Annotated in this window: 33 protein-coding genes and 8 pseudogenes; 35 read left to right on the top strand and 6 right to left on the bottom strand. The window is 38.3% G+C overall.

Going from position 1 to position 25847, the window contains the following annotated elements:
- The first annotated feature begins 54 nt into the window (after nucleotides 1-54).
- From IPM92_09165 to IPM92_09135, 7 genes are all read left to right on the top strand, one after another.
- Nucleotides 55-228: a hypothetical protein gene (locus tag IPM92_09165; protein MBK9108517.1), complete on the top strand. Its 174-nt coding sequence runs from the start codon at nucleotides 55-57 to the stop codon at nucleotides 226-228.
- 382 nt (nucleotides 229-610) lie between these two features.
- The gene (locus IPM92_09160) at nucleotides 611-817 is read left to right on the top strand and encodes a hypothetical protein (protein ID MBK9108516.1); all 207 of its coding nucleotides are present in this window, start codon (nucleotides 611-613) and stop codon (nucleotides 815-817) included.
- Nucleotides 818-904: 87 nt separating this feature from the next.
- The gene (locus tag IPM92_09155) at nucleotides 905-1159 is read left to right on the top strand and encodes a hypothetical protein (protein ID MBK9108515.1); all 255 of its coding nucleotides are present in this window, start codon (nucleotides 905-907) and stop codon (nucleotides 1157-1159) included.
- Nucleotides 1160-1397: 238 nt separating this feature from the next.
- A complete protein-coding gene (locus IPM92_09150; protein MBK9108514.1) occupies nucleotides 1398-1586 on the top strand; it encodes a hypothetical protein in 189 nt (62 codons plus the stop codon).
- A gap of 447 nt (nucleotides 1587-2033) precedes the next feature.
- Entirely contained in the window at nucleotides 2034-2405 is a 372-nt protein-coding gene (locus tag IPM92_09145; protein ID MBK9108513.1) for a hypothetical protein, read from the top strand.
- 18 nt (nucleotides 2406-2423) lie between these two features.
- Nucleotides 2424-2579 (top strand): hypothetical protein, encoded by a 156-nt coding sequence (locus IPM92_09140; protein MBK9108512.1) that lies wholly within the window; start codon nucleotides 2424-2426, stop codon nucleotides 2577-2579.
- 17 nt (nucleotides 2580-2596) lie between these two features.
- Nucleotides 2597-2875, top strand: a complete 279-nt coding sequence (locus IPM92_09135) for a hypothetical protein (protein MBK9108511.1) — start codon at nucleotides 2597-2599, stop codon at nucleotides 2873-2875.
- Nucleotides 2876-3348: 473 nt separating this feature from the next.
- Here IPM92_09135 and IPM92_09130 read toward each other — a convergent pair whose 3' ends face one another.
- From IPM92_09130 to IPM92_09120, 3 genes and pseudogenes are all read right to left on the bottom strand, one after another.
- Nucleotides 3349-3768, bottom strand: coding sequence for a hypothetical protein (locus tag IPM92_09130; protein ID MBK9108510.1), 420 nt, complete (start codon nucleotides 3766-3768; stop codon nucleotides 3349-3351).
- A gap of 9 nt (nucleotides 3769-3777) precedes the next feature.
- Entirely contained in the window at nucleotides 3778-4437 is a 660-nt protein-coding gene (locus IPM92_09125; protein MBK9108509.1) for an NTP transferase domain-containing protein, read from the bottom strand.
- Between the two features lie 28 nt (nucleotides 4438-4465).
- Nucleotides 4466-5708, bottom strand: a pseudogene (locus tag IPM92_09120) (pyridoxal phosphate-dependent aminotransferase).
- Between the two features lie 126 nt (nucleotides 5709-5834).
- Between IPM92_09120 and IPM92_09115 the strand changes: the two are divergent.
- From IPM92_09115 to IPM92_09085, 7 genes and pseudogenes are all read left to right on the top strand, one after another.
- A pseudogene (locus IPM92_09115) lies at nucleotides 5835-6577 on the top strand (TIGR00730 family Rossman fold protein).
- Nucleotides 6578-6711: 134 nt separating this feature from the next.
- A complete protein-coding gene (locus tag IPM92_09110; GenBank protein MBK9108508.1) occupies nucleotides 6712-7311 on the top strand; it encodes a hypothetical protein in 600 nt (199 codons plus the stop codon).
- 73 nt (nucleotides 7312-7384) lie between these two features.
- Nucleotides 7385-7519 carry an energy transducer TonB gene (locus IPM92_09105; protein MBK9108507.1) on the top strand — a complete coding sequence of 45 codons (135 nt, stop codon included), beginning with the start codon at nucleotides 7385-7387 and terminating at the stop codon, nucleotides 7517-7519.
- A 20-nt stretch (nucleotides 7520-7539) separates the two neighbouring features.
- On the top strand, nucleotides 7540-8415 hold the full coding sequence (locus tag IPM92_09100; protein ID MBK9108506.1) for a hypothetical protein: 876 nt from the start codon (nucleotides 7540-7542) through the stop codon (nucleotides 8413-8415).
- 136 nt (nucleotides 8416-8551) lie between these two features.
- On the top strand, nucleotides 8552-9556 hold the full coding sequence (locus IPM92_09095; protein MBK9108505.1) for an APC family permease: 1005 nt from the start codon (nucleotides 8552-8554) through the stop codon (nucleotides 9554-9556).
- A 71-nt stretch (nucleotides 9557-9627) separates the two neighbouring features.
- Nucleotides 9628-9888: a hypothetical protein gene (locus tag IPM92_09090; GenBank protein MBK9108504.1), complete on the top strand. Its 261-nt coding sequence runs from the start codon at nucleotides 9628-9630 to the stop codon at nucleotides 9886-9888.
- Between the two features lie 354 nt (nucleotides 9889-10242).
- Nucleotides 10243-11408 (top strand): annotated as a pseudogene (locus tag IPM92_09085) (aminotransferase class I/II-fold pyridoxal phosphate-dependent enzyme).
- Here IPM92_09085 and IPM92_09080 read toward each other — a convergent pair.
- The 3 genes from IPM92_09080 to IPM92_09070 form a co-directional block, all read right to left on the bottom strand.
- Complete coding sequence (locus IPM92_09080) at nucleotides 11385-11957, bottom strand: nicotinamide mononucleotide transporter (GenBank protein MBK9108503.1); 573 nt, start codon at nucleotides 11955-11957, stop codon at nucleotides 11385-11387. The pseudogene IPM92_09085 and the gene IPM92_09080 overlap by 24 nt on opposite strands.
- Nucleotides 11958-12133: 176 nt before the next feature.
- Nucleotides 12134-12718 carry a hypothetical protein gene (locus IPM92_09075; protein MBK9108502.1) on the bottom strand — a complete coding sequence of 195 codons (585 nt, stop codon included), beginning with the start codon at nucleotides 12716-12718 and terminating at the stop codon, nucleotides 12134-12136.
- The gene (locus IPM92_09070) at nucleotides 12715-13053 is read right to left on the bottom strand and encodes a hypothetical protein (protein ID MBK9108501.1); all 339 of its coding nucleotides are present in this window, start codon (nucleotides 13051-13053) and stop codon (nucleotides 12715-12717) included. The genes IPM92_09075 and IPM92_09070 overlap by 4 nt, the downstream gene beginning before the upstream one ends.
- Before the next feature lie 104 nt (nucleotides 13054-13157).
- Between IPM92_09070 and IPM92_09065 the strand changes: the two genes are divergently transcribed.
- The 21 genes and pseudogenes from IPM92_09065 to IPM92_08965 all read left to right on the top strand — a co-directional run bounded on the left by IPM92_09065 (nucleotide 13158) and on the right by IPM92_08965 (nucleotide 25823).
- Nucleotides 13158-13871: a 3'-5' exonuclease gene (locus IPM92_09065; GenBank protein ID MBK9108500.1), complete on the top strand. Its 714-nt coding sequence runs from the start codon at nucleotides 13158-13160 to the stop codon at nucleotides 13869-13871.
- Between the two features lie 211 nt (nucleotides 13872-14082).
- Nucleotides 14083-14752: pseudogene (locus tag IPM92_09060) on the top strand (ribulose-phosphate 3-epimerase).
- Nucleotides 14753-14839: 87 nt separating this feature from the next.
- Nucleotides 14840-15163, top strand: a complete 324-nt coding sequence (locus tag IPM92_09055; protein ID MBK9108499.1) for a carboxypeptidase-like regulatory domain-containing protein — start codon at nucleotides 14840-14842, stop codon at nucleotides 15161-15163.
- Nucleotides 15164-15209: 46 nt separating this feature from the next.
- Nucleotides 15210-15593: a TonB-dependent receptor plug domain-containing protein gene (locus IPM92_09050; protein ID MBK9108498.1), complete on the top strand. Its 384-nt coding sequence runs from the start codon at nucleotides 15210-15212 to the stop codon at nucleotides 15591-15593.
- Nucleotides 15594-15598: 5 nt separating this feature from the next.
- Entirely contained in the window at nucleotides 15599-16267 is a 669-nt protein-coding gene (locus IPM92_09045) for a hypothetical protein (GenBank protein ID MBK9108497.1), read from the top strand.
- Nucleotides 16264-16629 (top strand): hypothetical protein, encoded by a 366-nt coding sequence (locus IPM92_09040; protein ID MBK9108496.1) that lies wholly within the window; start codon nucleotides 16264-16266, stop codon nucleotides 16627-16629. The genes IPM92_09045 and IPM92_09040 overlap by 4 nt, the downstream gene beginning before the upstream one ends.
- Entirely contained in the window at nucleotides 16599-17312 is a 714-nt protein-coding gene (locus IPM92_09035) for a hypothetical protein (protein MBK9108495.1), read from the top strand. The genes IPM92_09040 and IPM92_09035 overlap by 31 nt, the downstream gene beginning before the upstream one ends.
- A 317-nt stretch (nucleotides 17313-17629) precedes the next feature.
- A pseudogene (locus IPM92_09030) lies at nucleotides 17630-17856 on the top strand (hypothetical protein).
- A gap of 4 nt (nucleotides 17857-17860) precedes the next feature.
- Nucleotides 17861-18728, top strand: a pseudogene (locus IPM92_09025) (ATP-dependent Clp protease proteolytic subunit).
- 240 nt (nucleotides 18729-18968) lie between these two features.
- Nucleotides 18969-19866 (top strand): annotated as a pseudogene (locus tag IPM92_09020) (IS1 family transposase).
- 55 nt (nucleotides 19867-19921) lie between these two features.
- A complete protein-coding gene (locus IPM92_09015; GenBank protein MBK9108494.1) occupies nucleotides 19922-20116 on the top strand; it encodes a hypothetical protein in 195 nt (64 codons plus the stop codon).
- Between the two features lie 322 nt (nucleotides 20117-20438).
- On the top strand, nucleotides 20439-20894 hold the full coding sequence (gene rpsP / locus IPM92_09010; protein ID MBK9108493.1) for a 30S ribosomal protein S16: 456 nt from the start codon (nucleotides 20439-20441) through the stop codon (nucleotides 20892-20894).
- Between the two features lie 109 nt (nucleotides 20895-21003).
- A complete protein-coding gene (locus IPM92_09005) occupies nucleotides 21004-21264 on the top strand; it encodes a hypothetical protein (protein MBK9108492.1) in 261 nt (86 codons plus the stop codon).
- 771 nt (nucleotides 21265-22035) lie between these two features.
- Complete coding sequence (locus IPM92_09000) at nucleotides 22036-22287, top strand: hypothetical protein (GenBank protein ID MBK9108491.1); 252 nt, start codon at nucleotides 22036-22038, stop codon at nucleotides 22285-22287.
- Nucleotides 22288-22606: 319 nt separating this feature from the next.
- On the top strand, nucleotides 22607-22879 hold the full coding sequence (locus IPM92_08995) for a hypothetical protein (GenBank protein MBK9108490.1): 273 nt from the start codon (nucleotides 22607-22609) through the stop codon (nucleotides 22877-22879).
- Nucleotides 22880-23125: 246 nt separating this feature from the next.
- Complete coding sequence (locus IPM92_08990; protein MBK9108489.1) at nucleotides 23126-23443, top strand: hypothetical protein; 318 nt, start codon at nucleotides 23126-23128, stop codon at nucleotides 23441-23443.
- Nucleotides 23444-23593: 150 nt separating this feature from the next.
- A pseudogene (gene kdsA / locus IPM92_08985) lies at nucleotides 23594-24227 on the top strand (3-deoxy-8-phosphooctulonate synthase).
- Nucleotides 24228-24420: 193 nt separating this feature from the next.
- Nucleotides 24421-24612, top strand: a complete 192-nt coding sequence (locus IPM92_08980; protein ID MBK9108488.1) for an FAD-dependent monooxygenase — start codon at nucleotides 24421-24423, stop codon at nucleotides 24610-24612.
- Complete coding sequence (locus IPM92_08975; GenBank protein MBK9108487.1) at nucleotides 24609-25064, top strand: hypothetical protein; 456 nt, start codon at nucleotides 24609-24611, stop codon at nucleotides 25062-25064. The genes IPM92_08980 and IPM92_08975 overlap by 4 nt, the downstream gene beginning before the upstream one ends.
- Nucleotides 25065-25160: 96 nt before the next feature.
- Nucleotides 25161-25532, top strand: coding sequence for a hypothetical protein (locus IPM92_08970; GenBank protein ID MBK9108486.1), 372 nt, complete (start codon nucleotides 25161-25163; stop codon nucleotides 25530-25532).
- A 60-nt stretch (nucleotides 25533-25592) separates the two neighbouring features.
- Nucleotides 25593-25823 (top strand): hypothetical protein, encoded by a 231-nt coding sequence (locus IPM92_08965; GenBank protein MBK9108485.1) that lies wholly within the window; start codon nucleotides 25593-25595, stop codon nucleotides 25821-25823.
- Nucleotides 25824-25847: the final 24 nt, after the last annotated feature.

Here is a 25847-nt window from a genome sequence, read left to right as displayed (position 1 = left end):
AATTATATTTCTTTGTTTTGTGTTATTCATTCAGTGAATGCCCAAAACATTTCCATGCGTCCGCTTCAAACTAAAGTTGTAGATGGTACCGATGAACACTTAAAAGCGTATGAATTATTGACTTTAGCGTGCAAGAAATTGTCAAACAAATTGATGGGACAGCAGGTATTATTGGAGTATATCACATTGTCCACTCCAAAATTCAAAATGGACTTTGCAATTATTTGAATATTCCTTTTGACTTCAAAATATAAAAGATTTACAGGGAGTTCCAGTCTATTAAAGAACTTGAAAGACGAAATGATTTCTGTAGTTTTAAAGGCTTTATCAAGGGAAACAACTAATCTAAAGTGAGCCTATTTGTGGCCGATGGTTTTTTAAATTGATGATTGAGGATACTAAAGAAACGTATTTTTATCGAACCTCTGACATGGAAAGTTTGAATGCCAACTTGCCGGCAAACGAACAGTTCATAGCTTATAGTAAAAATCTGATTTGGTCGAAAAATTGGACAAGTGTGGAGTCAAAACCACGATGAACATATTCTTAAAAACAATATTACGGAGTCTGTTAGTCAGGCATTGGCTGCCAGACCTTGTAAACCTTTGTGGTGAAATTCAAGTTGCACTTTGCAGCAGATTACAACATGTACAGAAAATACGGCGGCGATTATGCAGCAAACCGAGAATCAAGTGGTTACTGTGCTTTGCAGATGTGCAAACGGTATTTGATGATGAATTTTGAAAATGAATATGGTAGAACCCAGCAGGTATTTTTATTTATGAAGATAAAGCAATGGATCCCTTTGATCAATTGATGCAAATCTAAATGCAATGCTCGATAAATTCGCAGTAGAAGCAATTCATCTATATTCTCAAGTTCGGCTTACGATTTGGCAACTTTTGTGGACCGCCAAATTTGGAATTTAGGAGAAGTTGGTGTAGGATATCAGGGATCAGTCTGCGACCCGGCACGTTGTTATAGTGTTTGCGATTTCTGGGGACCCGGAGAGGAAAGACAACCTGATTATCTTACTTTGCAGGCGCACCAGTTTGGACATAATTTCAATATGGTGCATGATCCATTTTCCGGACCGACTATTATGGCCCCGGACTACCACATGGCCAAATTTGGTCATTTCTTTCTAAAGATGTTTTAAACTTATTTGTAAGAGGGGCGATGTTTTTAGTAATTGTATTTCCATTTTGCCCCAACTCCTCAGCTCCTGTACCGGAATTTTCATCTGATGTCACCCATGGTTGTCAACCGGGCTCTGTAAAATTTAAAGACACCCCACTTAATACTGGCTAACTTGAAAATGGAAATTTCCGTGCGGTCTACCTGATACCCATTCTTCAGAATCTGGTGGTCGTTTATAGAACTCCCGCATTTATCCTGTGACACTGGAAGCAGGAAATCATCGCTGCGAAGTGCTGATTACCAAAACTGATTTTATTGAAATTAACGATATTCCAAGGGCAGATTTTAACTGGGGTATTCAGGGTAGAGAAGTATTCTTTATCAATTTATCGGAAAGAGGAGTTGATTATTTTTGGAATTTTGGAGATGGTGAATTCAAAGGATGAAATGAATCCTTTCCATGTTTATTATACAGATTCAACTTATGAAATTACTCATGGGTGGTCAATGATTGTATGCGAAAAATACGATCAAGAAAACTTAAAATTGAAAGTATCCCCACTGCGGAATTTGAAGCAGATATTAGCAGGCGCTTCAGTACACCGTAGTAATATTCATTTAAGGATATAAGGTTCTCACCTAATGCTAAACATTTCAATGGGATTTTCTGTGTGGTGTTCCAAGTGTATCTACACAAAGAAATCCAGTCGTTCGTTATGATCTTCCCGGAAAATATGATGTCCGGCTTAACGGTTTATAGTACTCGATTTAATAGCTCTATTACTGTAAGGAATATGTAACGATTGATAGCGTTCCGGTCGCCGGATTCACCCAATCGGTCAATGTTGGTCAGGTGAGTTTTACACATAACTGAAAGGTATGCAAAATCGCATTTGTGGATCTTTGGGGATAATACGACGAGTACAGATTCGAGTCCAGTCCACCTATACACAGAAGGTACTTATGATGTAATTTATGTTGCGATCAATAATTGTAGGAAGAGATACTCAGGAACCAAAATAACAATTGTGTTGTGCCCACCCGGCATTTGTTTCAACAGACACCGGGTTGTGCAACCTTATCAGGTAAGCTTTCAAAATCAATCCGTAGCCGCTAATGATTATGTTTGGTATTTCCCTGGAGGAAATCCTTCTACAAGTACAGATCCAAATCCTGCGGTGAGTTATCCAACCAAAGGAAAATACGATGCAATTGGTTACAAAAAGTGTTTTATTCAGATTCTATTACCAAAAAGGATTTTATAGAAGTTCGCAGCAAACCGGATGTCGACTTCACGTATCCATAGTTGGATTCAAAGCATTTTTACAAATCAAACCATTGATGGGACCAATTACATTTGGGACTTTGGAAATGGAAAAGGAGCTTTACACAAAATCCGGAAATGGATTATGGTGTTAGAAGGTGAATTTAATTTCTGATTGATTTCTCAGAATATATGTGGAACAGATACGGTCATCAAAAAGTTGCCGTTTACTTGATCCTTAAAGTTAATTTCTCTGCAAAATACCATAAAGGGCTGCCCGCCACTAAAAGTAATTCAGGATTTATCAAGCGTAGACGTTGTACAATGGGACTGGCACTGAGTCCGGGATTCCGGCTAAGATCTACAGCTAAAAACCCGGAAGTCATTTTTAACCAGCATGGAAAATATGCTGCAAAACTTACCGTAAAAATTGAACGGTACGAATGCATTGACGCGAGTCCAATATATTGAAGTCCAATCTCCGATTGGAATGTCCTGAGCATACCACTAATACAAAGAGTTTGCTGGATGATAAAATCTTTTCAACACCCATTTCAAGGTGGGAGATTTAAATAAATATGCAAGAGTTTCGAAAACCTGCATTCGCGCATTTATCCAAATCCTGCTTCCTAAGAAATTTATTTTGAGACGCAGGCCAGCGCTCAAAATCCAAGCAGGATAGAGATCTTTGCCCTGGATGGTGTACCCATAATGGAGGCAAACATTGAGCAAAAAATTGTATAGATTTGATGCTGGCAATTTGAGCGAAGGAAGTTATTTGGTAAAATAACGAGCGGAACGAATAGTCAGATGGAACGCTTGGTTATTCTCAAGTAATCATAATAAATATTTAGTGAGGGCTTAGCTAGTCACAGCTTTAAGCCTTTTTGTAGTACCAGCAAGGGTATATGTTTGAAGGTATAATATTTGAATGTTATGATAGATTACAAGACTGAATTTCCAAATTGAGTTTGTAATTCCGCCACCATTTGTTTTATAGCTTGTTCCTGTGATTTTTCACAAATCAATAGGGCCTCAGCTGTATTTACAATGATGAGATGATTAAGTCCTTGTAATGCAATAATTTTATTTTCTTCGTTTCGGTACCAAACAATTGTTAGTATCGCGAAGTAAAATATGCGAACCAAAATCACATTCCCAACATTATCTTTTCCCTGCAGCTCATAAAGGGATGCCCAGGTGCCGAGATCGCTCCAACCAAAATCAACAGGTAATACAAATGCCTTATCGGTTTTTTCCATGACCGCATAATCTATTGAAATGGAAGGACAGCGATCATAAATATCATCAAGTACATCGCCGGGTTTATATGTACCAAAACAAGAGTAAACTTCCGGGAGCATGTTGTTTCATCATTTCAAGGATAGTTGCATTTTCCATAAAAACATTCCTGAGTTCCAAACACCAACATAGTTGCCTGAATCCATATAACTTTTGGCTGTGATTGGATCAGGTTTCTCAACAAATTGTGCTACAGGCCAAACTCCTAAGCTGTCTTCATTTTTTGAAAAACGAATGTATCCATAGCCCGTATCCGGACGCGAAGCTTTGATCCCAAATGTGAGTAAACCTTCACTTTGATTGGCCAGGAATGCGGCTGATTTTATAAGCGCATTGTTAAATTCGAGGGTATTGATGATTAAATGATCAGATGGTGCAATAAAGACCAATGACTCCGGATCTACTTCTTGAATATGCTTACTGGCGTACATAATACAAGCAGCCGTATTTTTGCGACTTGGTTCTAATAAAATCCTGTCGGAACTAATATCCGGTAATTGGTCCTTCACGAGATTTGAATAATCAACATGGCTGACCACCCAAATATTATTCATGGGAATAATGGCTTTCAATCGTTGATAAGTCAATTGCAACAAACTACTTCCACAATTCAATATATCTAAAAATTGTTTGGGTTTTTGATTGCGGCTGTATGGCCAAAACCTGCTACCTACTCCGCCGGCCATAATAACCGCATGTAAATTTTTAAACTTATTTTCTATTGTGTCCATTTGATGATAAGCTTATTTTAACGAAGGATTAGCTATGTTTTTCAAGTCCATCCATTCCACTTTTTAAAGCATTTATTATGGAAGGAATATCGTCTCTGCGAAGTGTGCCTACAGATATGCGATACCATTCAGACTCTGAAGAAGATCCAAAGGCTTTGAATGGGACCAGACCAACCCGGCATGTATTCAACACATATTCTGTAACATCTTTCTGAGCAAATAACATTCCATTTTTGGTAATTCTTCCCTTTCCATGGAAGTTTTACGGTGAGATAAATGGCAGCTTGCGGCTGAATAACGTCAATCGGGTAACCCGTGTTTAAGATCTGTCATACCCTTATACAGACTGTTTAATCTGTAATCAATTTCAGACTTAAACCAATTCAGGTAGTTATTGATTTGCACACTCTTCTTTGAGAAACTTTGCGGTGGCGACTTGCTCGGGCTTAGGAGCCCATGCACCTTCATGTGAAAGAATAGCGCATTTTCGCCATGAGTTCTTTGGTCCAAATGCCCATCCTACCCGGATACCTGTAGCAGCAAATGCCTTTGACATTCCATCGATACTAATCACATAATCTTTAATTCCGGCTCAAGCAGCACGGGATGCTCGTGTTGGATGCCATCCATGCATAACTCACAGTAGATCTGATCGTACATAATATAAAGTGGCTTCTGAGAGCCTAGCCGTCTTTTATTTTCCAGTTTGACCAATTGGCAAATTTCAGAAAGTGATTCACGCGAAAACACGGTACCCGTAGGATTTTGGGGCGAACATAAAGCAATGAGGGTTGCGTGCTTCTATATGTCCTGCAAGATCGCTGGCATTAGGCATAAAATTTTGATCAGCACCAACTTATTTCAATAGCTTGCGCTTCGCTCAAATGACAGTAATGATTGTTATTCCATGAAGGAACAGGATAAATAACTTTATCGCCTGGGTCAAGTAATGTCTTATACACTGCATAAATAAGCGGCCTCGCGCCACTGGAAACTAATATATCGTCAGCATGATAATTTAAGGCAAATCGGTCTGAGATATGTAAAGCCAGATTTTGTCTCAAATCAAGCATCCCATTCGCCGTTGGATAATTGGTTTGATGATCTTCATAAGCCTTCATAATCAACTGGGTAAAGCAATTTGGGTAGTGGAAAAATCCGTGGATCAAAATCTCCGATGGTCAGATTAAAATCTGCTCCCCCGATTGCATTTTGAGGTTGATTTCATTGGCTAATTTGATGATCTCTGAAGGAATCAGCGTATCTGCCATTTTCGAACTCGCCGAAAACGGGCGGGTTCATTATTTTATTAGCTTCCATACCTGTTGATTGCATGCAAATTAGAAAAATTGTCTTTAAGGGCTTAATTTTTTTTATCCTTGCTGTTAATTTCACAAATGGAACCTATCCGTAAGATTAGAAATATTGAGTATTTAAATGGCCCCATGAGTCGAATTTCAGAGCTGCGATTTGTTTGGGATGTGTTTTGGGATTTATTTAATGGAATTCGCAAAATGTATTTTGTTGGTCCTTGTGTCACTATTTTGGTTCAGCCAGATTTAGCAGCAACAATCCATTTTATTTGCAAGCAGAGCAAATGGCTGCATAAGTACCGAAACTGGGCTGTACTATTATGACTGGCGGAGGGCCTGGGATTATGGAGGCTGCAAATAAAGGAAGCGCAATCTGTGGGGGCAAAAGTGTAGGCTGCAATATTGAACTGCCGACAGAGCAATTCCCTAACCCTTATCTCGATAGGTGGGTCAGTATGAAATATTTTTTTACCAGGAAGACCATCCTCATCAAGTATTCTTACGCTTTTATCGTTTTTCCGGGTGGTTTTGGAACCATGGACGAGTTTTTCAAGCCATGACCTTGATCCAAACCGGAAAATTGATTCATTTTCCAATTATTATTTACGGGAAAGAATACCATAAAGAACTCATGGATTTTTTTGGAAGCTATGGAGCGGCACCATACCATCTCTCCGATTGACAGGAATCTGTTTTTTTAGTTTCTGATGACAAAGAAGAAATACTCAATCATATTAAAAAATAATTTTAATATAAAGAAACACCTGATGCCATTTAATGAAACGCAACCTATCAAATGGTTGTTTGAAAGTAAGGCTGCAAGATGAAATAATTATTCCATTAATGCAGCTGTATAAAATTTTAAAAAAACTTTTGAAATGCGATCAAATGAAATCAATTCAAAAGCAATAATACGGCTAACCCAAAGTTAAATAGCTAAAATGCAACACAGAAAACGCGCATGAAAATTCCATCATGGATTTCTAATTTGCTGAAACCAACATTATTTTTCACCGGAGAACTCACCGAAATTCTATTTGAATCAAGGAATAAATCTTATGGTGCTTATGTATTGAGACATAACTATCTCAGAAATAAAATCATAGGAACACTCTCGGCTTATGTGATATTTTCAATTTGTATTCTTGGTCCTTCATTAAAATGCAATAAAGAGCAAGCACCATTAGTGTATATAACCGAAGTAAGACTGGAAGCACCACCTGAATTTGTCTTGCCAAAATTGATGAAACAAAGTACTCCGGCTAATCCGACAAAGGCGGATATTATAAAGCAACAAGCCAAAAGTGAAACGTTGATCAAAGTAGTTGAGGATCATGTCGAAGAACCGGTTCAAAATAAAGAGACACGGGCTCCCGATCCCATTGAGAGTGATTCTATTCATCAATCGCCGATCCTGAACCCGGAAAGAACCGGGATGAATGATGATGGGGATTTTGCTGTTGATTTTGCAGATGTGATGCCCCAATTTCCGGGTGGAAACAATGCATTGTCCTGGTTCATTCATTCAAAACTTGTATATCCCAGGAAGCCGTTTCCTTGAAAACAGAGGGAATCGTAGTTATTGGATTTATCGTAGATTCCTACGGCAGGGTTAAGCAGCCTAAAGTTTTAAAATCCCAACACCTGTTTGTGATGCAGAAGCATTAAGGGTCGTCAGACTTATACCTGATTGGATTCCCGGGAAGAATAAAGGTAGAAATGTAAGTGTACAGTTTAAATTGCCCATCGAATTTAAGTTGGCCCGTTGATAACTTATACGCTTATGCAAATGGATACCTTCAAGCTGTGGAAAGATTTTATTTCGGATCACTTACATCTTCCATCTCCATTGCAACAAATAAATTGGTCTTCCATCGGAATTCAATTATCCATAAAGCGGGATGATCTGATACATGCTGTCATCAGTGGCAACAAATGGAGAAAATTGTGTGGCCATCTGGAAATTTATAAGCAAGGAAACTTTGATGGAATTGCAAGCATGGGAAGTGCATATTCAAATCATTTGCATGCGATGAGTTTTGTTTGTTTTCAATTGAAGATTCCATGCACTTGTTTGATTTATAATCAAGGTACTATGGAACTATCAGTCACTTTGAGGGACTGTTTAAACTGGCAGGCAAAATGTACATCCATTACCAGATCATACGCTTCGGACTTGCGTACGCACAGCGAAAATTATTTGGAGATCGGTGGTAAAAATTTGATGTGGATACCTGAAGGAGGTAGCGGAGATGCAGGAGAAATGGGGATCCGTCAACTTATAGCTGAGTTGCCAGAAGATTTGGATCATGCGGAGCATCTATTGATATGTGGATGTGGCACTGGCACAACTATTAGAGGAATTTTGAACCACACAAAACATTTGCAAATAGCAAGTAAAAGAGTGGTCCGCAGTGCAATTTACGATTTTGAAAATCATCCTCGGATGAACTGGATAGGAGGAAATCATTCGCATCAATTTTCTAAAATGGATGCTGAATTAGAATTATTTATGAAAACATTTCAAGCGGAACAGGGAATATTATTAGATCGCGTTTATACGGGTCCATTGTTATTATCTTTTTCAAAGGAGTATAACTTACATTCATTTCAAAAAATTTATTTTATTCATACTGGGGGCTTACAAGGAAATCGAACAGATTAAAAAATGAAGGAAATTAAATCTGCCAAAATCTAAGTCATCAGCGGGATTCGAACAAAATTTGGTCTTGGATGAAATATTTTATAATGAATGAACTTTTAAATTTGGATTATCTTACAAAAATTTAAATGTCTTACTTATGGAAACTTCATCCAGGCCTAAACTCACACCATTTTCGCTAAGCATTGTGGTGATTAGCCTGGTTATTGGAATGGGCATTTTTAAAACAGCATCGGTTACTGCAAATGCATCTTTGAATTCAGAAATGTTTTTTATAGCCTGGATTACCGGAGGCATTATTGCTCTTTGCGGAGCCCTTACTTATGCTGAGATTGGATCAAGGTATCCCATTACGGGTGGTTACTATAGAATATTTTCTGTAGCTTATCATCCTTCCATTGCATTTGCTATGAACGGCACTATTTTGATTTCAAACGCAGCAGCGCTCGGAGGCGTGTCTTTAATTGGAAGTGATTATTTATGTTCTCTATTATTCGATTCCAATGTAGGTGTAGCTATTAAAACCTGGATTGCAGTTGGATCAATTGCTATATTTTACTTTGTGAATCTCAAAGGCTTAAAATTCAGTTCTACAACGCTCAATGTATTAATGCTCATTAAAATTGCAATGATACTTCTCATTATATCTGCATTATTTTTTCCAGAAATTCATGCTGATAATTCCAATTTGGTACAGGCTGTTAAATATGCGAATTGGAAAGATTATTTCTGGGCTTTTGGTGCAGCTTTGGTTGCTGTTTCTTTTACCTATGGAGGTTATCAGCACTCGATCAATTTTGGGGAGGAAGTTGAAAATGCACCGAAGGCTATGCCAAGAGGAATTATCATTGGAATGAGCGTTGTTATTATTCTTTATCTATTGATCAACTTCAGTTATTACAAAGTTATTGGTTTCGACGAACTTAAAACTTCAAGTGGAATTGCATCTGTAGTGGTTTTAAAATTGTTAGGATCCACTGGTGAAACCATATTTACGGGCTTGCTGGTATTGGCCGTATTGACCTATGTAAATGTTAATCTGTTAAGTAATCCCAGGATTATGTATGCAATGAGTGTAGATGGAGTCCTCCCAAAATATTTTCAAAACGGCATCCCTCAAGTCAGGTATTTATTGTCAGTTTAAGCGTTTTTTGCAGCAACTGCATTGGTCATCACTTTTTTGCAGAAACATTTGATAAAATTCTTGGCTTTGTTATGATCCTGGATTCACTGGGTATGGCTGCTTCTGCGGCCACCTTATTTTATCTTCGGAGAAATGCCAGTTCACAGGATAGTAGTCATATTTATGCGATGCGATTTTATCCTTTCGTTCCGGTTCTGTTTATAATGGCCTATCTTTTTGTCTGCGTTTCATGTATTTATTTGTATCCTCAGTATGGGCTCATAGCAGCAATCGTGTTTATTGGCTTGATCGGAATTTACCATTTGCTAAAAAAACGAATTTCAAATGAATAGCTGATCATTTAAGGATACTCTTATCACTTCATAATTACTACTAACTATTTAATATTTAACACTACATTTAAATGTGTCGGTGTATGTTTTTTGGATTTTTAAAAGATGATCACAGACCAATTGATTCAGAATAGTTGAAAGCTGCAGATTTTTGTAGAATTCTTGAGCTATTGAATTCTGGACTTTTATGATCTGCCTCAATCTGTGCAAGCCTATAGAAAATGAATTTGATACCAATGACACTTCTGAGATGCCGGTATCATATAAAGTTAAGATCAATAAAGAGAAATTGAATACAAACGAAATCGTCTTAATTTTACAATTAATATGATAATATAACCAGTAAATATTCACATGAATCCACTTGAATTGTCATACATTCTCAACGAATTGGCTGAAGATCGGGAGCTTTATTTCAATGCCATCTCGCCTCCCATCATGCAGACTTCCAATTTCGCATTCAATAGTGTTGAAGAAATGCGGCAAAGATTTAAAGATGAATACGGCGGTTATCTTTATTCAAGAGGATTGAATCCAACAGTCGACATTTTGCGCAAAAATTGGCTGCCCTGGAACAGACAGAAGATGCACTCGTATTTAACAGTGGGGCTTCTGCCATTTTTAGTTCAGTGGTCCCTTTTGTGAAGTCAGGTGATCATATCGTGTCGGTGCGGGAACCCTATACCTGGGCTCAAAAATTATTTAATGAGTGGCTACCAAGATATGGAATTACTACGACTTATGTAGACGGAAGAAATACGGAGAATTTCATTGCAGCAATTCAAAATAACACCCGTGTCATTTATCTCGAATCACCGAATAGCTGGGATTTTGCGATACAGGATTTGGAGGCGATATCAAAAATCGCAAAGGCCCAAAATATACTCACGGTTATAGATAACAGCTACTGTAGTCCGATATTTCAGCAACCGGCAATAATGGGCATCGATTTAATTTTGCATTCAGCGACCAAATATATATCAGGGCATAGCGATACAGTTGCTGGAGTTTTATGTGGGAAGAAAGCCTTGTTGGAGAAAATTTTCAATCTCGAGTATTTAACAGCGGGAAATGGAATTCAACCATTCAACGCGTGGTTGCTTTTGCGGGGCTTAAGAACCTTGCCGGTAAGATTGGAGCGCATTGAAAAAACAACGCAAACAGTAGTTGCATTCTTAAAAGCCCATCCAAAAGTGGAACGCTACTTTTCCATTTGATCCCGATTTTCCCAATTTGCTTTGGCTCAAAAGCAAATGACAGGTGCTTGTGGTCTGTTCTCATTTGTAGTTAAATCGAGCTCAATTGAAAAAATTGAATCCTTCTGCAATGATTTGAAACATATCCTGATGGCTGTGAGTTGGGGTGGGCATGAAAGTCTGATCATTCCGAGATTGGCAGGAATTGATAAAGCACAATTTAATCCGGACATCGAAGCACACCGAATGATCAGAATGTATGCAGGATTAGAAGATGCATCTTATTTAATAGATGATCTGTCACAAGCGATGCAAAGACTTTGAAATCTGATCTTGTTTTCGTTTCATTTGAATCCAATTGTAGAGTCCGAAACAAGCAAGGATTAAAAAAATCAAAAACTCAAAGGCAATAAACTTGATATCTTTTTGAAAATACAGGTAAACGCAAATAACATCTACACCAATCCAAAGTATCCAACTTTCAATAAATCTTCTGGCCATTAGTGTATTTGCGATGATGCTAGCTACGGCCACCAGCGTATCTGAATAAGGATAAGCAGCAGGTTCCGGAAATGCGGATGGAAAAAATTCGTGAATATGCGACATGAACTTTCCAAGGACTATTGTGCAAATGATGATTAGAAATGCAAATAAGGCCAATCCTTGGTTTGACAAATACTTTAAAGGGACTGCATTTCTATGTTCCATATTCCATATAAGCCATCCATATATACTGATGCAAATAAAATAGATCTGGAGAAACATATCAGAATACAATCTGACATGGTAGTAAATAAAAAAAGCTGTGATGATATTTATAAGTCCTATAGGCCAGGTCAGGATGTTTTCTTTGGCCGCATAATAAACAGCCACTATACCCGCAGCAACAGAAATTAATTCAATAAAACTAATGGAATATCCAATAAGGGTAAATGCAGTATCGAACCAGGAAATGGCAGTTAGTATTATTAAATTTAAAGATGCTATAGTAGCCGAATTATTTTAGTTTTTCGTACCTGTACCAACGAGATAACCTTTATTAAATACCTCTATTTGGTAAATGCCTGCTGAGAATCCTCCTGGATTTTGAATTGTCCGCAAATTTTCTTTTCATCGTTGGCGTAAGCGGTGGTGACCACTGCCGAATATTTAATCATCTCGCCATTGAGATCATTGCGAATGACGCCGGAACCCTCTGATTCGATGGATTGCGTTTCACCTGTTGGAGATATGATGCGTATATAAAATTTTTCGCTGCCGGATTCTGCATTTTTATTGACGCTGGTTTTAAAACAAACTTCCATAAAATCAACTTCACCTGCTTTGGAAACACCTTTAGGTTTTTTGCCTTCTCTTTCCTGAAAAGCTTCCGCGTCAATTTTACTAACCGGAATGGCAGTTGCCCTATTGTATCTGCGGCTGAGTTGATCTTTTTCTTTAGATAAATTTTCTTTTTCTGCAGTTACGTTTGCTTTAGCTTCGTTTAATTTTTGATTTTCAGACAGCTTTGTTTGAACTTCCTGAGTAAGACTCTCCTTGTCTTTTTGGAGGCTTGTGTTTTGAACATTGAGTTGTTCATTTTCTGCTTTCAGTTTATTGATCTCCGCTATGTATTCTTTGCTGTTTGACTTCATGACTTCAATTTCCTTTCTGCTATGGAGAGATTTTTGCTATCTCTGAGCAAACCTGAAATTTTATCTTTTGAATGCGAAGTTCTTCCTTTTTGAGTGTCAATGACTCTATTGAGTTCTTCGTTATTGGTTTTCATATCGTTCAAGTCCGAAATAGCCTGCTGATAATCTTTATCTAATTTTGCTTTGGTATCTTCCAGTTGAACCAATTCGTTTTCTTTGGAGAGATTGTCTTTTTGGAGATTGGAATTATTTACAAATTGATAAACGTTCAATCCGAACAATCCAAGAATGGCTATAATGACCAGCGCTTTCACATTTTGATTTGATGTTGACATATTTATATGTATTTGATTTGGTAAAGTTAGTGAAATAACAAGCATTTTACTTATTTTAGTATGTTGTTTTAAAAAATCAGGGTAAACCCTGAGTGTATAACATTATGGAACTTAATAATATATTGTTTATAGATTTAGAAACAGTTAGCGCTGAATCTAGCTATCAAAACCTCGATGAAAAATGGCAAAAGCTCTTTGAAACCAAAATGCGCTATTACCGGGAACGTGAACCGGAAAAATCTTTAGAGGACTTATACGAGGAAAAAGCTGCGATTTATGCCGAGTTCGGACGGATCGTTTGCATTGGGGTTGGATTGTTTCGAAACAACCAATTGCGCATCAAGACTTTTGCCGGTCCCGATGAGGAATTACTGCTGACTGATTTTTTTAGTATTCTCACTTCGCACTTTGGAAATCCTGAACGTCACGGCCTGTGTGGACATAATATTCGGGAATTCGACATTCCTTATTTATGCAGGCGCGCTTTGATGAATGGATTGCAGCTTCCGGCTCCGCTGCAGATTGCCGGCAGAAAACCATGGGAATTAAAGCACCTGCTCGATACCATGGAAATGTGGAAGTTTGGAGACATCAAACATTTTATTTCACTCGATTTATTATCAGCTTGTCTCGGTTTAGAAAGTCCGAAATCAGATATAGATGGTAGCCAGGTAGGGCGGGTCTATTATGAAGAAGAAGATATAGATCGCATTGCGCGCTATTGTGCTCAGGATATCTGGGTCACCGCAAATGTTTATTTGAGTTTTCATCAGCAGGCGCCCATACCTTTTGATCAGGTTGTTATTTCGGAAGGGTAAGTATGGTTAAAAGGCTTAAGGTAAAAGGTAAAAAGCAAGACCACACGAGAAATTTATTGTTTTTACAATCAAATTCAAATAAGTATGTAATAGCGTTAATATTAATTTCAATTCAATGCATTCTTTAACCTTTGGCCTTTTCCCTTTAGCCTCTTAAATTTATTTTCTCTAATATTGTATTTTGAAATCGAACAATCCTTAAACAATAAACATGCCCATCATTGCCCCTTCCTTATTGAGTTGCGATTTTCTGAAAATTGGAGACGAGTTAGTCTGGCTTGAAGAATCAGAAGCTGATTGGCATCACATTGATGTGATGGATGGTCGCTTCGTTCCGAATATTTCTTTTGGACTACCCGTGCTTTCGGCGATGCATAGAAAGGCACAAAAGCCTTTGGATGTGCATCTCATGATCGTGGAACCTGAAAAATACATCTCCGATTTTCGGAACGCCGGAGCAGATCATATTACGGTCCATTTAGAGGCCTGTCCACATTTGCACAGGGTTCTTCAGCAAATCAAAGAAACAGGAGCCAAAGCTGGCGTCGCTTTGAATCCACATACACCGGTTCATTTATTGTACGACGTCCTTGAAAATGTGGATATCGTATGTATGATGTCGGTGAATCCCCGGATTTGGAGGTCAAAAATTTATTTACCGAACATTGGATAAAATAAAAACTTTAAAAGCTGAAATCATCAACAGAAATCTCGATGTTTTGATTGAAGTAGATGGTGGTGTTGGTTTGCAAAATGCAGAAACCATACTCCGCGCCGGTGCTGATGTACTGGTCGCCGGAAATGCTGTTTTTGGCGATGCCAAGCCAAAAGAAGTGATCCATAAATTGAAATCCATAACAGTGAATGCTTTTGAATTTTGATTGATACTTCACTTTATATACGAATCTTGTCTGCGATCAAGTTAGCCATCAGAATTAATTTGGTACTTTTTTTATTGCAATCTACAGTTGCATTCGCAAATTATTTCTTTTACCCTAAACGGTAAAGTAGTCGATGCTCAAGATGGAAGTCCGATTGAACTGGCCAGTGTTTATATTTCCGAAACAGCCATTTTTACAGAAACGGATGCCTTGGGAAATTTTCAATTGTTTCTTCCTCAAAAAGAAAATTATCTCATTAAAGTGAACCGACTTGGCTTCAAACCCATCGAGAAAAAGATCAAATGGAAGGAAGTCCAATCAGGAAAATTAATTGAAATTTTATTGACTCGGATCGTAAACACAGAGGTTGAGATCACTGCAGAAAATGAGGATATGGAAAGTGGGGGTTAGGGAAAAATGTTGAATCTTTTTCGATGTTGCCAACGGTGAGTGGAAATTGGAAAGCGTCTTACCATCCATCGCTCTCGGATTGCGCAGTAGCGCCGGCGGCGAACTGTCCTCTCAATACAGCGTTCGCGGTGGAAGTTATGACGAGAATCTGGTTTTTGTCAATGATTTTGAAATCTTCAGGCCACAGCTCATTCGCAATGGACAACAGGAAGGTTTGTCTTTTCCAAATCCTGATCTGGTAAAAGAACTCAAATTTTATTCCGGAGGATTCGAATCGAAATATGGAGATAAACTTTCGTCTGTGATGGACATCCGATATAAAAATCCGGATACTTTGAAAGCCAGTGCTGCTGCAAGTTTGTTAGGAATGAGCTTTCATTTAGAAGGCAGCTCCAATATATTTGGAAAAATACTGCTCCAAGAAAATTGAGTTATTTGGTTGGTGCGAGATATAAAACAACCAGGTATATATTGAGCAGTCTTGATGTGAAAGGCGAATACACTCCAGATTTTCTGGATTTGCAGGCCTTTGTAAATTATGATTTAAGCAGACAATGGAAGTTGTCCTGGATTGGAAACATCAATCGCAGTCACTTTGAATTGATTCCCGAATCTTCAACGGTAGCAAAAGGCAGTTTTTTTCAGATTCTAAACCTGAATACGGAGTTTGAAGGATCTGAAGATGATTATTTTGAACAAAATATGACGGGCCTAAGCTTGAATTATATATCAGATCAATCTCGATATCCATTTTTTATGAAGTGGAATGCTGCTCTGTATTATGGTTATGAAGCTGAGCGATTTGATATCCTGGGCTACTATCGTTTGGTCGAAGTCGAAGCAGGTCAGAATGATGAAGAAGGAAAGGAAGTCAAATTATGGGGCGTAGGAACGCAACATTTGTATGCACGTAATCGGCTTGAAAGTATAGTGCAACATTACGAATGGCGAGGTGCTATAGATTTTCTTCAACCAGCTCCGGAATCGGACATTTTATGCAATGGGGTGCCTGGTACCGGCGCGAACATTTGGATGACAAGATCAATGAATGGGAGCGCCTGGATTCTGCAGGATATGCCCTGCCTCTGTCTGATTCCGGATTGAGGATTTTTAATGTTTACAAATCTTCCAATGAAATCGTCAATGACAAATTTGCATGTTGGGTCCAGGATGAAATAAAATGGAAAATAAACGATCAAAATGTATTAAAAATTAACGGCGGGATTCGCCTTCATCATTCCGGATTAAATCAGGAATTCTTAATGAATCCTAGACTTAAAATGGAATGGATTCCCATCGACAACAAACGCAATATACATGTTTGGATTTCAACCGGACTTTATCACCAGGCTCCATTTTACAGAGAGATGCGGGCTATTGATGGAAGTTTAAATACCAAATTAAAAGCTCAAAAATCTGTGCACTATGTACTGGAATGCAACAGGAATTCTGGATGCGAAAACTGAGTCCATCCAAATTCAAATGGATTTCTGAAGTTTATTATAAAGATTTGTGGGATGTGGTATCCTATGATCTTGAGAATGTTCGCATCCGTTATTCAGGAGCTAATGATGCCAAGGCCTATGCTATCGGATGGGATAACCGGATTCACGGTGAATTTGTACCGGGCGCAGAATCCTGGGTCAATCTGTCCTTTTTACGCACTCACGAACGTTTGTTAGGCATCCAACACAAAGAGCGCAGCCTGGAGCAGCCTGATGGAAAAGATATCAATGATGTACCCAGACCAACTGATCAATTCATGGCATTGAGCATTTTTTTTCAGGACTATTTGCCGCAGAATAAAAATTTTAAAATGCACATCCAAATCAATTTGGCCAGTGGATTGCCTTATGGTCTTAAAGGAGCCAACACGGTTTACCGCAACGATCAAAGTCTCAAAGCTTACCATCGCGTGGATATCGGTTTTTCGATGCAATTGTGGGACCGATCGAAACGAATGCAAAAACCGAATTCCTTTTTTAGATTTTGCAAACAGGCCTGGATCAGTGCCGAAGTTTTTAATTTGCTCAAAGTTAAAAATGAAGCCTCCATCAGCTGGATTCGCACTTTGTATAACTACCAGTTTGCAATTCCCAATTATCTCAGCAGCCAAAGGTTGAATTTGAGATTGAGGCTTGATTTTTAAAAAATTTTGGAGCTATCGCTACTATTTTGGCGCTAAGGAGTGGAGGGATGCATGTTGAGGAAGTCTGGTAGGGAGGAAGTCTGTTAGTCTGTAAGTCTGATAGTCTGCTTGTCTGCTAGTCCAACAGTCTGTTAGACAAATAGTCAAATAGTCAAATAGTCAAATAGTCTGTTAGTCTGCAAGTCTGCTAGTCTGGTAGACAAATAGACAAATAGTCAAATAGACAAATAGACAAATAGACGGTAGTGTCTCAGTTTGAAAATAGTTTCCTTTTTTGATGCTTGACCGGATAAGAATAGCGTTGTATCTTTGCGAATATGAAAAAATCAAAGTTACCTACTGATTTTAATCAAAAAGCCAAAAATATAGTGGATTTGGCAACCGGAGAGATCCAAATAACAGAAGATGGAAAAATGCTGCTGCTGTAGCTCTGGGAAAACTCGGAGGATTGAAAGGAGGAAAGGCAAGGGCAGAAAAATTAAGTCCGGCTAAAAGAAAAGAAATTGCTAAATTGGCAGCGCAAACCAGATGGAAAAAAACCTAAATAAATGCTCGAAGTAGACAAGCATATCAATCAAATTTTGCAAGACAACCTTAAAAAAATTGAAACAAAATTTGAGGCTGATTGTATATTTTATTATGGGGAAATACATCCATTTTACGAAAGGGCGTTCAGGGATGTGATTGAGGAATTGAAAGCAGATGGAGAAGCTAAAGATCGTTGTGTAATAATCCTTAATACACCTGGCGGAAGCGCGGAAGCATCTGAAAAATTAGTAGATATTATTAGGCATCATTATAAGGAAGTTTATTTTATTGTTCCTGATTATGCAATGTCGGCAGGTACGATTATATGCATGTCTGGAGATAAAATTTACATGGACTATTCTTCATCACTTGGACCAATTGACCCTCAAGTTTTGATTGGAACAGATTACGTTCCGGCTTTAGGTTATCTTGACAGAGTAGAGGCGATGATTGAAAAATCAAATAAAAAAGAATTGTCCGTTGTAGAGTTTGCTAAGTTTCAAAGTTTAGATTTAGCCATACTTGAAAGCTATGAACAAGCAAAGAAATTAACTGTTGATTTATTAAAATCATGGCTTGTTAAATACAAGTTCAAAACATGGACACATCACAAAACGAATAATATTGGCTCTCCTGTAACGGATGCCCAGAAAGAAGAAAGAGCCAGAAAAATAGCAGAAGATTTAGGAAACAACAAGCTTTGGTTTTCGCACGAGAAACATTGGAATTGAGAAGCTAAATTCATTAAGGATTGAAATTGATGATTATTCAGGCGATCCAGTTTTGACCAAGATAATAAGAGATTATAACGATATAGTAACTGATTATATAGCAAAAACCGGATTTCGGTTTTTCTTTCAAACCAGACTAATTATAAATGGAGCATAAGATATGTCAGAATCAATAAAAGATAAAGTAGAAAAAGCGATTTACGAAGGAATGCATAAGTTTAATGGAGATGATTATTATTTAGAGCTTAAATCCGATTTTCTCAAAATGAAAAATTGGGTTTGGTTGAACCCGAAAAATATAATATCTCTCCGTTGGATACTGTAGGTAAGCGACGTTACCAAGCAAATAATCGTAAACAGCTGTAAATCAATTACATAAATTTAATGTACTTATGTAATAGGAAAAATACCAGTTTTTAAATTGATATTTTTGCTTGACCGTTCAAGTATTCATTGTATCTTTGATGCATGAATAAGTTACCAATCGAAAAAAGAACCCAGATCATCAAATTACTTGTTGAGGGCACAAGCTTACGGGCTACTTCTAGAATTGCTGATGTTTCAATAAATACAGTAACTAAATTACTGGTTGACGTTGGCAGGGCTGCCAGAGTTTCCATAATGAGAATGTAGTTAACGTAAACTCAAAAAGAATCCAATGTGATGAGATTTGGAGCTTTGTTTATGCAAAACAAAAGAACGTACCGGATGGAATGGAAGATCAGGCTGGCGACATTTGGACTTTCGTAGGAATTGACCCTGATTCTAAATTAGTTCTTTCTTGGTTAGTTGGAAGTAGAGATTTAGATACTGCTATTCCTTTCATGGAAGACTTAAGATACAGACTTAAAAACAGAGTGCAGTTAACTACTGATGGTTTGAAAGCATATTTAGAAGCTACAGATAACGCATTCGGTGGCAATATTGATTACTCACAGCTGGTGAAGATTTATGGACAAGGCGAAGGCAGAGGAAACGAAAAAAGATACAGCCCAGCTGAATGTTTAGGGACAAAAGAAACAGTAGTTACTGGAAACCCCAGCCCCAATTATGTAACTACAAGCCATATCGAAAGACAGAATTTGACCATGAGAATGCACATGAGGAGATTTACAAGGCTAACCAACGCTTTCTCTAAGAAAATAGAAAACCATTGTTACGCAATCGCTTTGCACTTCGTTTATTACAACTTTGTAAAGATTCATAAAACAATCAGATGCACCCCGGCAATGGAAGCTGGTTTAACTAAGAAACTTTGGGAAGTAGAGGATATAGTTAGATTGACCGAGAAATAAAAAGAAGGCTTGGAAACCATCCTTTTGTATTTTTGGGTATTCTAAACTAATCCTTATGCAACAAGTAATTACCGTTACCATTAAAAATGTTTCAAATCCAGAAGGATTTGCCGAATTTCGATTCCCACAAGTAAAGGCTGCTTTAGATGATGGCTATAAGATAATTCAAGTACATCAAATTGCTTTCCCGGGGCCTATGGGATCGTTAAGTATGTTGTGCCTGACATTTGTACTTCAAAAGGGAAGTTGATTATTTTTGCACCGATACATAAATTAGTATTCCTAAAAAAGTAAATTTTAGTCATACTGACGTAGCTTTCGCCAGGTGAAGCCTGTGTTGTTATTTTCTTTATCATATTAGTATAATTTTAAATTATTTTTTCAAACTGAGACACTACCAAATAGACAGTTAGTCTGATAGTCAAATAGTTTGCTACAAATCCAGTTTGTAGATTTTTTTAGAAAGATTCTAAGCTATATTCTGAATTTACCTTTAACTTTGCGGCCCTTAATGTCGGCACAGTCTGTTTTCAGAGTAAGTGGATAGAGGTCTAAACATTAAAACTGAATAAATGGCCGTTAAAATCAGATTACAACGCAAAGGGCGCAAAAAAGCACCATTTTACCACATCGTCATTGCCGATGCCAGGTCTCCTAGAGATGGAAAATTCATCGAAAAACTAGGTATTTATAACCCAATTACGAAGCCAGCTACTGTGGACATCGATCGCGATAAAGCTTTCGAATGGTTAATGAAGGGAGCTCAACCCACAGATACTGTAAATGCGATCCTTCGATACAAAGGCGTATTACATCGCAAACATCTGCAAAGGGGAGTAACAAAAGGCGCTCTCACTCAGGAACAAGCAGATCACCAATATCAGGAATGGGTAAATTCAAAAGAAGGCAATATTGCCCAAAAAGTGGAAGCTCGCAAACAGGAAATGGCCGACTTCCATAAAAAAGTAAGTGGAGAGGCAAAAGCAGCCGCACCTACACCTGACGTAGCTAGTACTGAGGAGGAATAAAACCGAAACCCTTAACCGATTTGCCGTTTTTTGTTTTGAATTTTATAGAATTATAGAAATATAATTTTATAAATGTACTAAATTATAAAATATTATAAACCTGGATAGGATGTATTTCTATTCAGGTTTTGTCATTCTTAGCAAACAAAATAAAACCTATGCAAGCGCTACTTCAAGATTACAAAGAACGTCTCCAGGCCGTTGCAGAATTAATACAGAGCTCGATGAACTGGCGGCTTACCTCGAAGAGGAAACAGTAGAACTTTATAAAGTCCTACAGGAAGTTTATGAACCCATGGTAGCTGAAATTTATCAGGAGGTGGCCGAACAACATCCTTTGCAATTGCCGGAATTGGAAAAGTCCTGCTAAATCCATTTTTTGAAGGCCTGTTCCAGCCTAGAATCTACGGGCTATAGCGTCTTGCGGGGAGAGATCAGCCATCAGTTTAAGTATGTCCGCCAGAAACATTCAAACAATTTTTACTGGCCATTGCAAACTCCACCAATTTTGATGTGATCCGTCAACGAATTGGTCAAACTGTACAATTGGGTTTTGCCTTGAGCAGTGATATCTGGATTGCGAATTTATTGGATCAAATTGAAAATAAAAAAGGTGAAGGCCTATTTTCAATCGATGATTCATGATCGTTTTCGGGATGCGGAAGAACGCAAAAATTTATTAAGCCGTTATAAAAAACAGTTTACATTTCAACTTCCTGCATGCTGATTTTCCGGAAACAGTTAATGAACTTCATTTGGAGTCGACAGCACTCAAACATTTCCTGCAAAGCAGAATTGAATTTAAATCTAGTCGTGACAGTTATATCGAAGAGATTCATAAACTCAGGTCAAAAAGTTTTACAAAGAGCCAGAGTTCATTGATTTGATTGCTTTGATTGCCAATTTTATCGAATTGAATCCTACTGAAACCCCAACATCTTGCAAATGCACTCAATGCATGCAGGTATGAGAACCCGCAGTTTAATAATTTGTATTTTAAGTTTCTCAAAAATTCCTATCGCAGTGGAATTTTATTTGGGCCCAATGTAGATCGCAAAGTTTTTAATTTACTCAATCGCAATGAAGGCGATGACCTGATTCGCTTTTACAATTTGTTAATGGCCATTCATGATAAAGGTTTTTGCATGAAGACACATTGGATGTAGTTAATGCATTTTACAGTCAGTACGAAGGGATGTCGATCAACAATGAATGTTTGCGTCTGGCAGTATTACAACTGTTTTCCAAAGTCATCACAAATCTGACAGAACCGGAATATCATAATTTTTTTGAATTACTTCGCACACTGTACAATTACATGAATGTGTTTGGAAACAGCGCATTTGATCAGGAGACCAAAGGACTTTGCATGGATTATGTGCGAATTTGTTAGCTTTCTATAAGGGACAAACGAGCAAGGAATACCAGAGATCAAAAAACATGTCAGTTCTCAATTTGTAGAATTTGAATTCCTCACTGAGAAGGAAATTATCGACCTGTTTAAGATCAAACGCAAGAAAAAGGAAGCAGAATAAGCTAACTCCTATTGCTGCTTAGCGCGGTACATATATAATAAATTACCCATGCTGCCTTAAAACTTCTTTGATTATTTTGGTGTTCGCATACAGTAAACAATTTGACAAAAAGGGCGAATATATTGTACTTGCTTTGGTGGCACTTGAACCAGTACCTCTGGTTTAAGATTCCGGGTATTGCGCTGCTTTAAAGCAGAATCCCGATCTGCTCATGTGAACCATTTGGAAGGTCAAATTTATCCCGGGCATTTATTGATTGAATTAGTACCTGATGAAGATACAGACCCAAATGAAATGCTGGATCACATGGAATCCGATTTCGGCTATGCAAAGGAGGATGTACGCGAACAATTGCTTGCGCTTCAATTTACAGCCAATTCTCAATTAGAGCAACAGGGTCATTTTGAATTCATCCTTTCGAGCATTAAGCCCCGGAGAAAAATGTTTTAGTCTTCAAACAGAGTACTTCAAATATTCACAGGGAATTTTATGGAACAAAAACCCTCTGCCGGTACAAGCAGTTCAAAAGCTTATCAGCCGGATCCTGTCATCGCAACTCCCCGTTTATTTTGAAGCTCGAAAAAAAGAAAAATCACTAAATCCATTGTTTGTCATTTGGGTTTGTTATGGATCATTTTTTAGTATTCTTTTTGGCCGGATAAAAAGCCTACAAAGGCAATATCAATGATACCGGTCATGGACTCGACTAATATGCTCACGCAGGAAGACAGCGCAGTTCTCAAATCAATTTTAATGGCTCCCAATGATTCGCTCAATTCCCAGATAGAAAATTCTTCACAGCTGGTTGTTGATCCGGATTCGCAAGAAACCAACATCACTCCTGAAGTTATAGACTCTTTGAGCCAACTTGTCAAACATAAAGCCTGCATCATCATTGTCGGTTCCTTTATAAACAAATCAAATGCGGATCGTATGGCTCAGAAAATTGAAGAAAACTACCAGTTGTATCGGGGTATTTATGGAAAATTTAATCGCGTAGGAATTCAATTTTGATTGTAAAGAAAAAGACCTCCAACAATTATTGAATGAAATGAAGAAACACTTCAATGCAGGTGCATGGGTTTTGAAAATGGATAAATAATATGAAACAGGATATTCTCAATCAAATACAACTAAATTTAAACAAACAATTTTTTTTGATAGCTGGTCACTGTGTTGTCGAATCATGGAATTGGCGATCAAACCGGATTGGAAATTATACAAAAAATTGGGAATACATTTCAAATCCCTGTCACTACGGATATCCACACCGATGAAGAAGCTGGTTTTTGCAGCTGAATATGTGATGTTTTGCAGATCCCTGCATTTTTATGCCGGCAAACTTCTTTGTTGCTGGCTGCTCCCAAAACAGGAAAGGTAGTAAATGTCAAGAAGGGACAGTTTATGAGTCCTGAGGGTATGCAGTTTGCGGTTGATAAAATTAAGCAGTGGCAATCCAAACGTATGGCTCACAGATAGAGGAACTACATTTGGTTATCAGGATCTCATCGTCGATTATAGAGGTATCCCAATGATGCAATCATTTGGAGTACCGGTCGTCATGGACTGTACCCATTCTCTACAACAGCCCAACCAATCATCCGGAGTGACCGGTGGAAAACCGCAGCTCATCGAAACCATCGCTCGTGCTGCCGTTGCAGTGGGCGTTGATGGTTTGTTTATTGAGACCCATCCCCAACCACATTTGGCCAAATCAGATGGAGCCAATATGCTGAAATTAGACCTGTTGGAGCCGCTTCTGGAAAAATTGCTACGCATCAGATCTGCCATCTGTTAAACATGTTATATGTTGACTACAGAATTCCGGCCTCAGAATGGAACAATGATCAGGTTCATCGCATCGCGATCTCGACTGCGCTAATCTTTTACCCGATACCGGTTTTTGTTATCGGGTGACGTAGAAACATAGATGCCAGAGGGCAGCTTATTTATTTTTTTTAAAGGCAGAGGTTTCACTAACGAACGTTTGTTTGTATGAAAATCCAGTATTTGATTTTAAGGAGGTAAGTGATAAACCTTTAGTTCATATCATAGGTTCGGGTCCATGTGGATATTTTGCAGCACTGGAACTGATTTTGGCAGGAATCAAACCCGTCATCATTGAGCGGGGTAAAGATGTTCGCGAAAGAAGACGCGATTTGAAATTTATCAGCAAGACGTGATTAAAGCAAAGATTGTACAACTCAAAACCAATCGCGGTGATTTTAAAACCGAAAGGGTCATTTTGGCTACTGGACATTCGGCCCGGGATATTTATCATTTATTTCAAAATAAAGGAATTTTAATTCAATTGAAACCCTTTGCAATAGGGGTCCGTATTGAGCACCCCAAAACTGCGATTGATGCACTTCAATACAAACAGGCAAAAAGGCCTGATTACCTACCAGCTGCGAGTTATGCTTTGAGTTGCCAGATTGCAGAAAAAGGAGTGTTTTCATTTTGCATGTGTCCGGGAGGGCTCATCATTCCCGCTGCAACTGCTCCCGGTGAGATCGTCGTAAACGGGATGTCTTTATCGCGCCGCGATTCACCCTTTGCCAATAGTGGGATGGTGACTACTGTAGATGAGAAGGACTCAAGCACTTTGAAAAGTTTGGGGCCTTACAAGGTTTGATGTTTCAGGCTGAAATTGAAAAAGGATGTTTGACTTGGGTGATGGAGGTCCGAAAGCACCTGCGCAAAGACTGGGGGATTTTAAAAAAAACAACTAGTGCCGAATTGCTGGAGACTTCCTATATTCCACGGTATTTATCCTTCTGCATTGCATCAGCATTTGCCCTCAGCATTAGCAGAACGATTGAGAAAAGGATTAGAGATTTTTTGCCAGCGCTTGCCTAAATACAAACATAAAGACGCTGTGCTCGTTTCAACAGAATCGAGAACCAGCGCTCCCATTACCATTCCGCGGAATCCGGATCATTTGATGCATCCACAGCTTGCTGGCTTATATCCGGCAGGTGAAGGGGCAGGATATGCTGGCGGCATTTTATCCGCAGCTATGGATGGGCGAAAGTTGCAAAGGCTATTGCTGCAACATTGCAATCAAAGTTGGATTAGCTTCTTCATCAATTCATGGAATTAATTGGAGCATAAATTTAGGTGACGGGGAACAGTATTCATGCCTTTGCAAGCATACTCTTTTATGACGAAGAAAAAACACCAAGCGCTCCCATCGGAATTATTAGAAAAGGCGTTCCGCCTGATTGCTGCAAAATCATTGACAGATGTTTATGAGGAGAACTTCAAGTTTGTAAGCAAATACGTACACGCTACTTCCAGAGGACATGAAGTGATTCAGATCGCATTAGGTTTTACAATTATTAAACATCGATTTTTTTATCGGCCTATTATCGGGATGATAGCATGTTATTAGCCATTGGAATGGAGCCTTATGAAC

The organism is Saprospiraceae bacterium (assembly GCA_016719615.1).
GTDB lineage: Bacteria > Bacteroidota > Bacteroidia > Chitinophagales > Saprospiraceae > Vicinibacter.
Note: the sequence above shows the minus strand (reverse complement) of the source record. Positions and strands in the feature narration are given on the sequence as shown.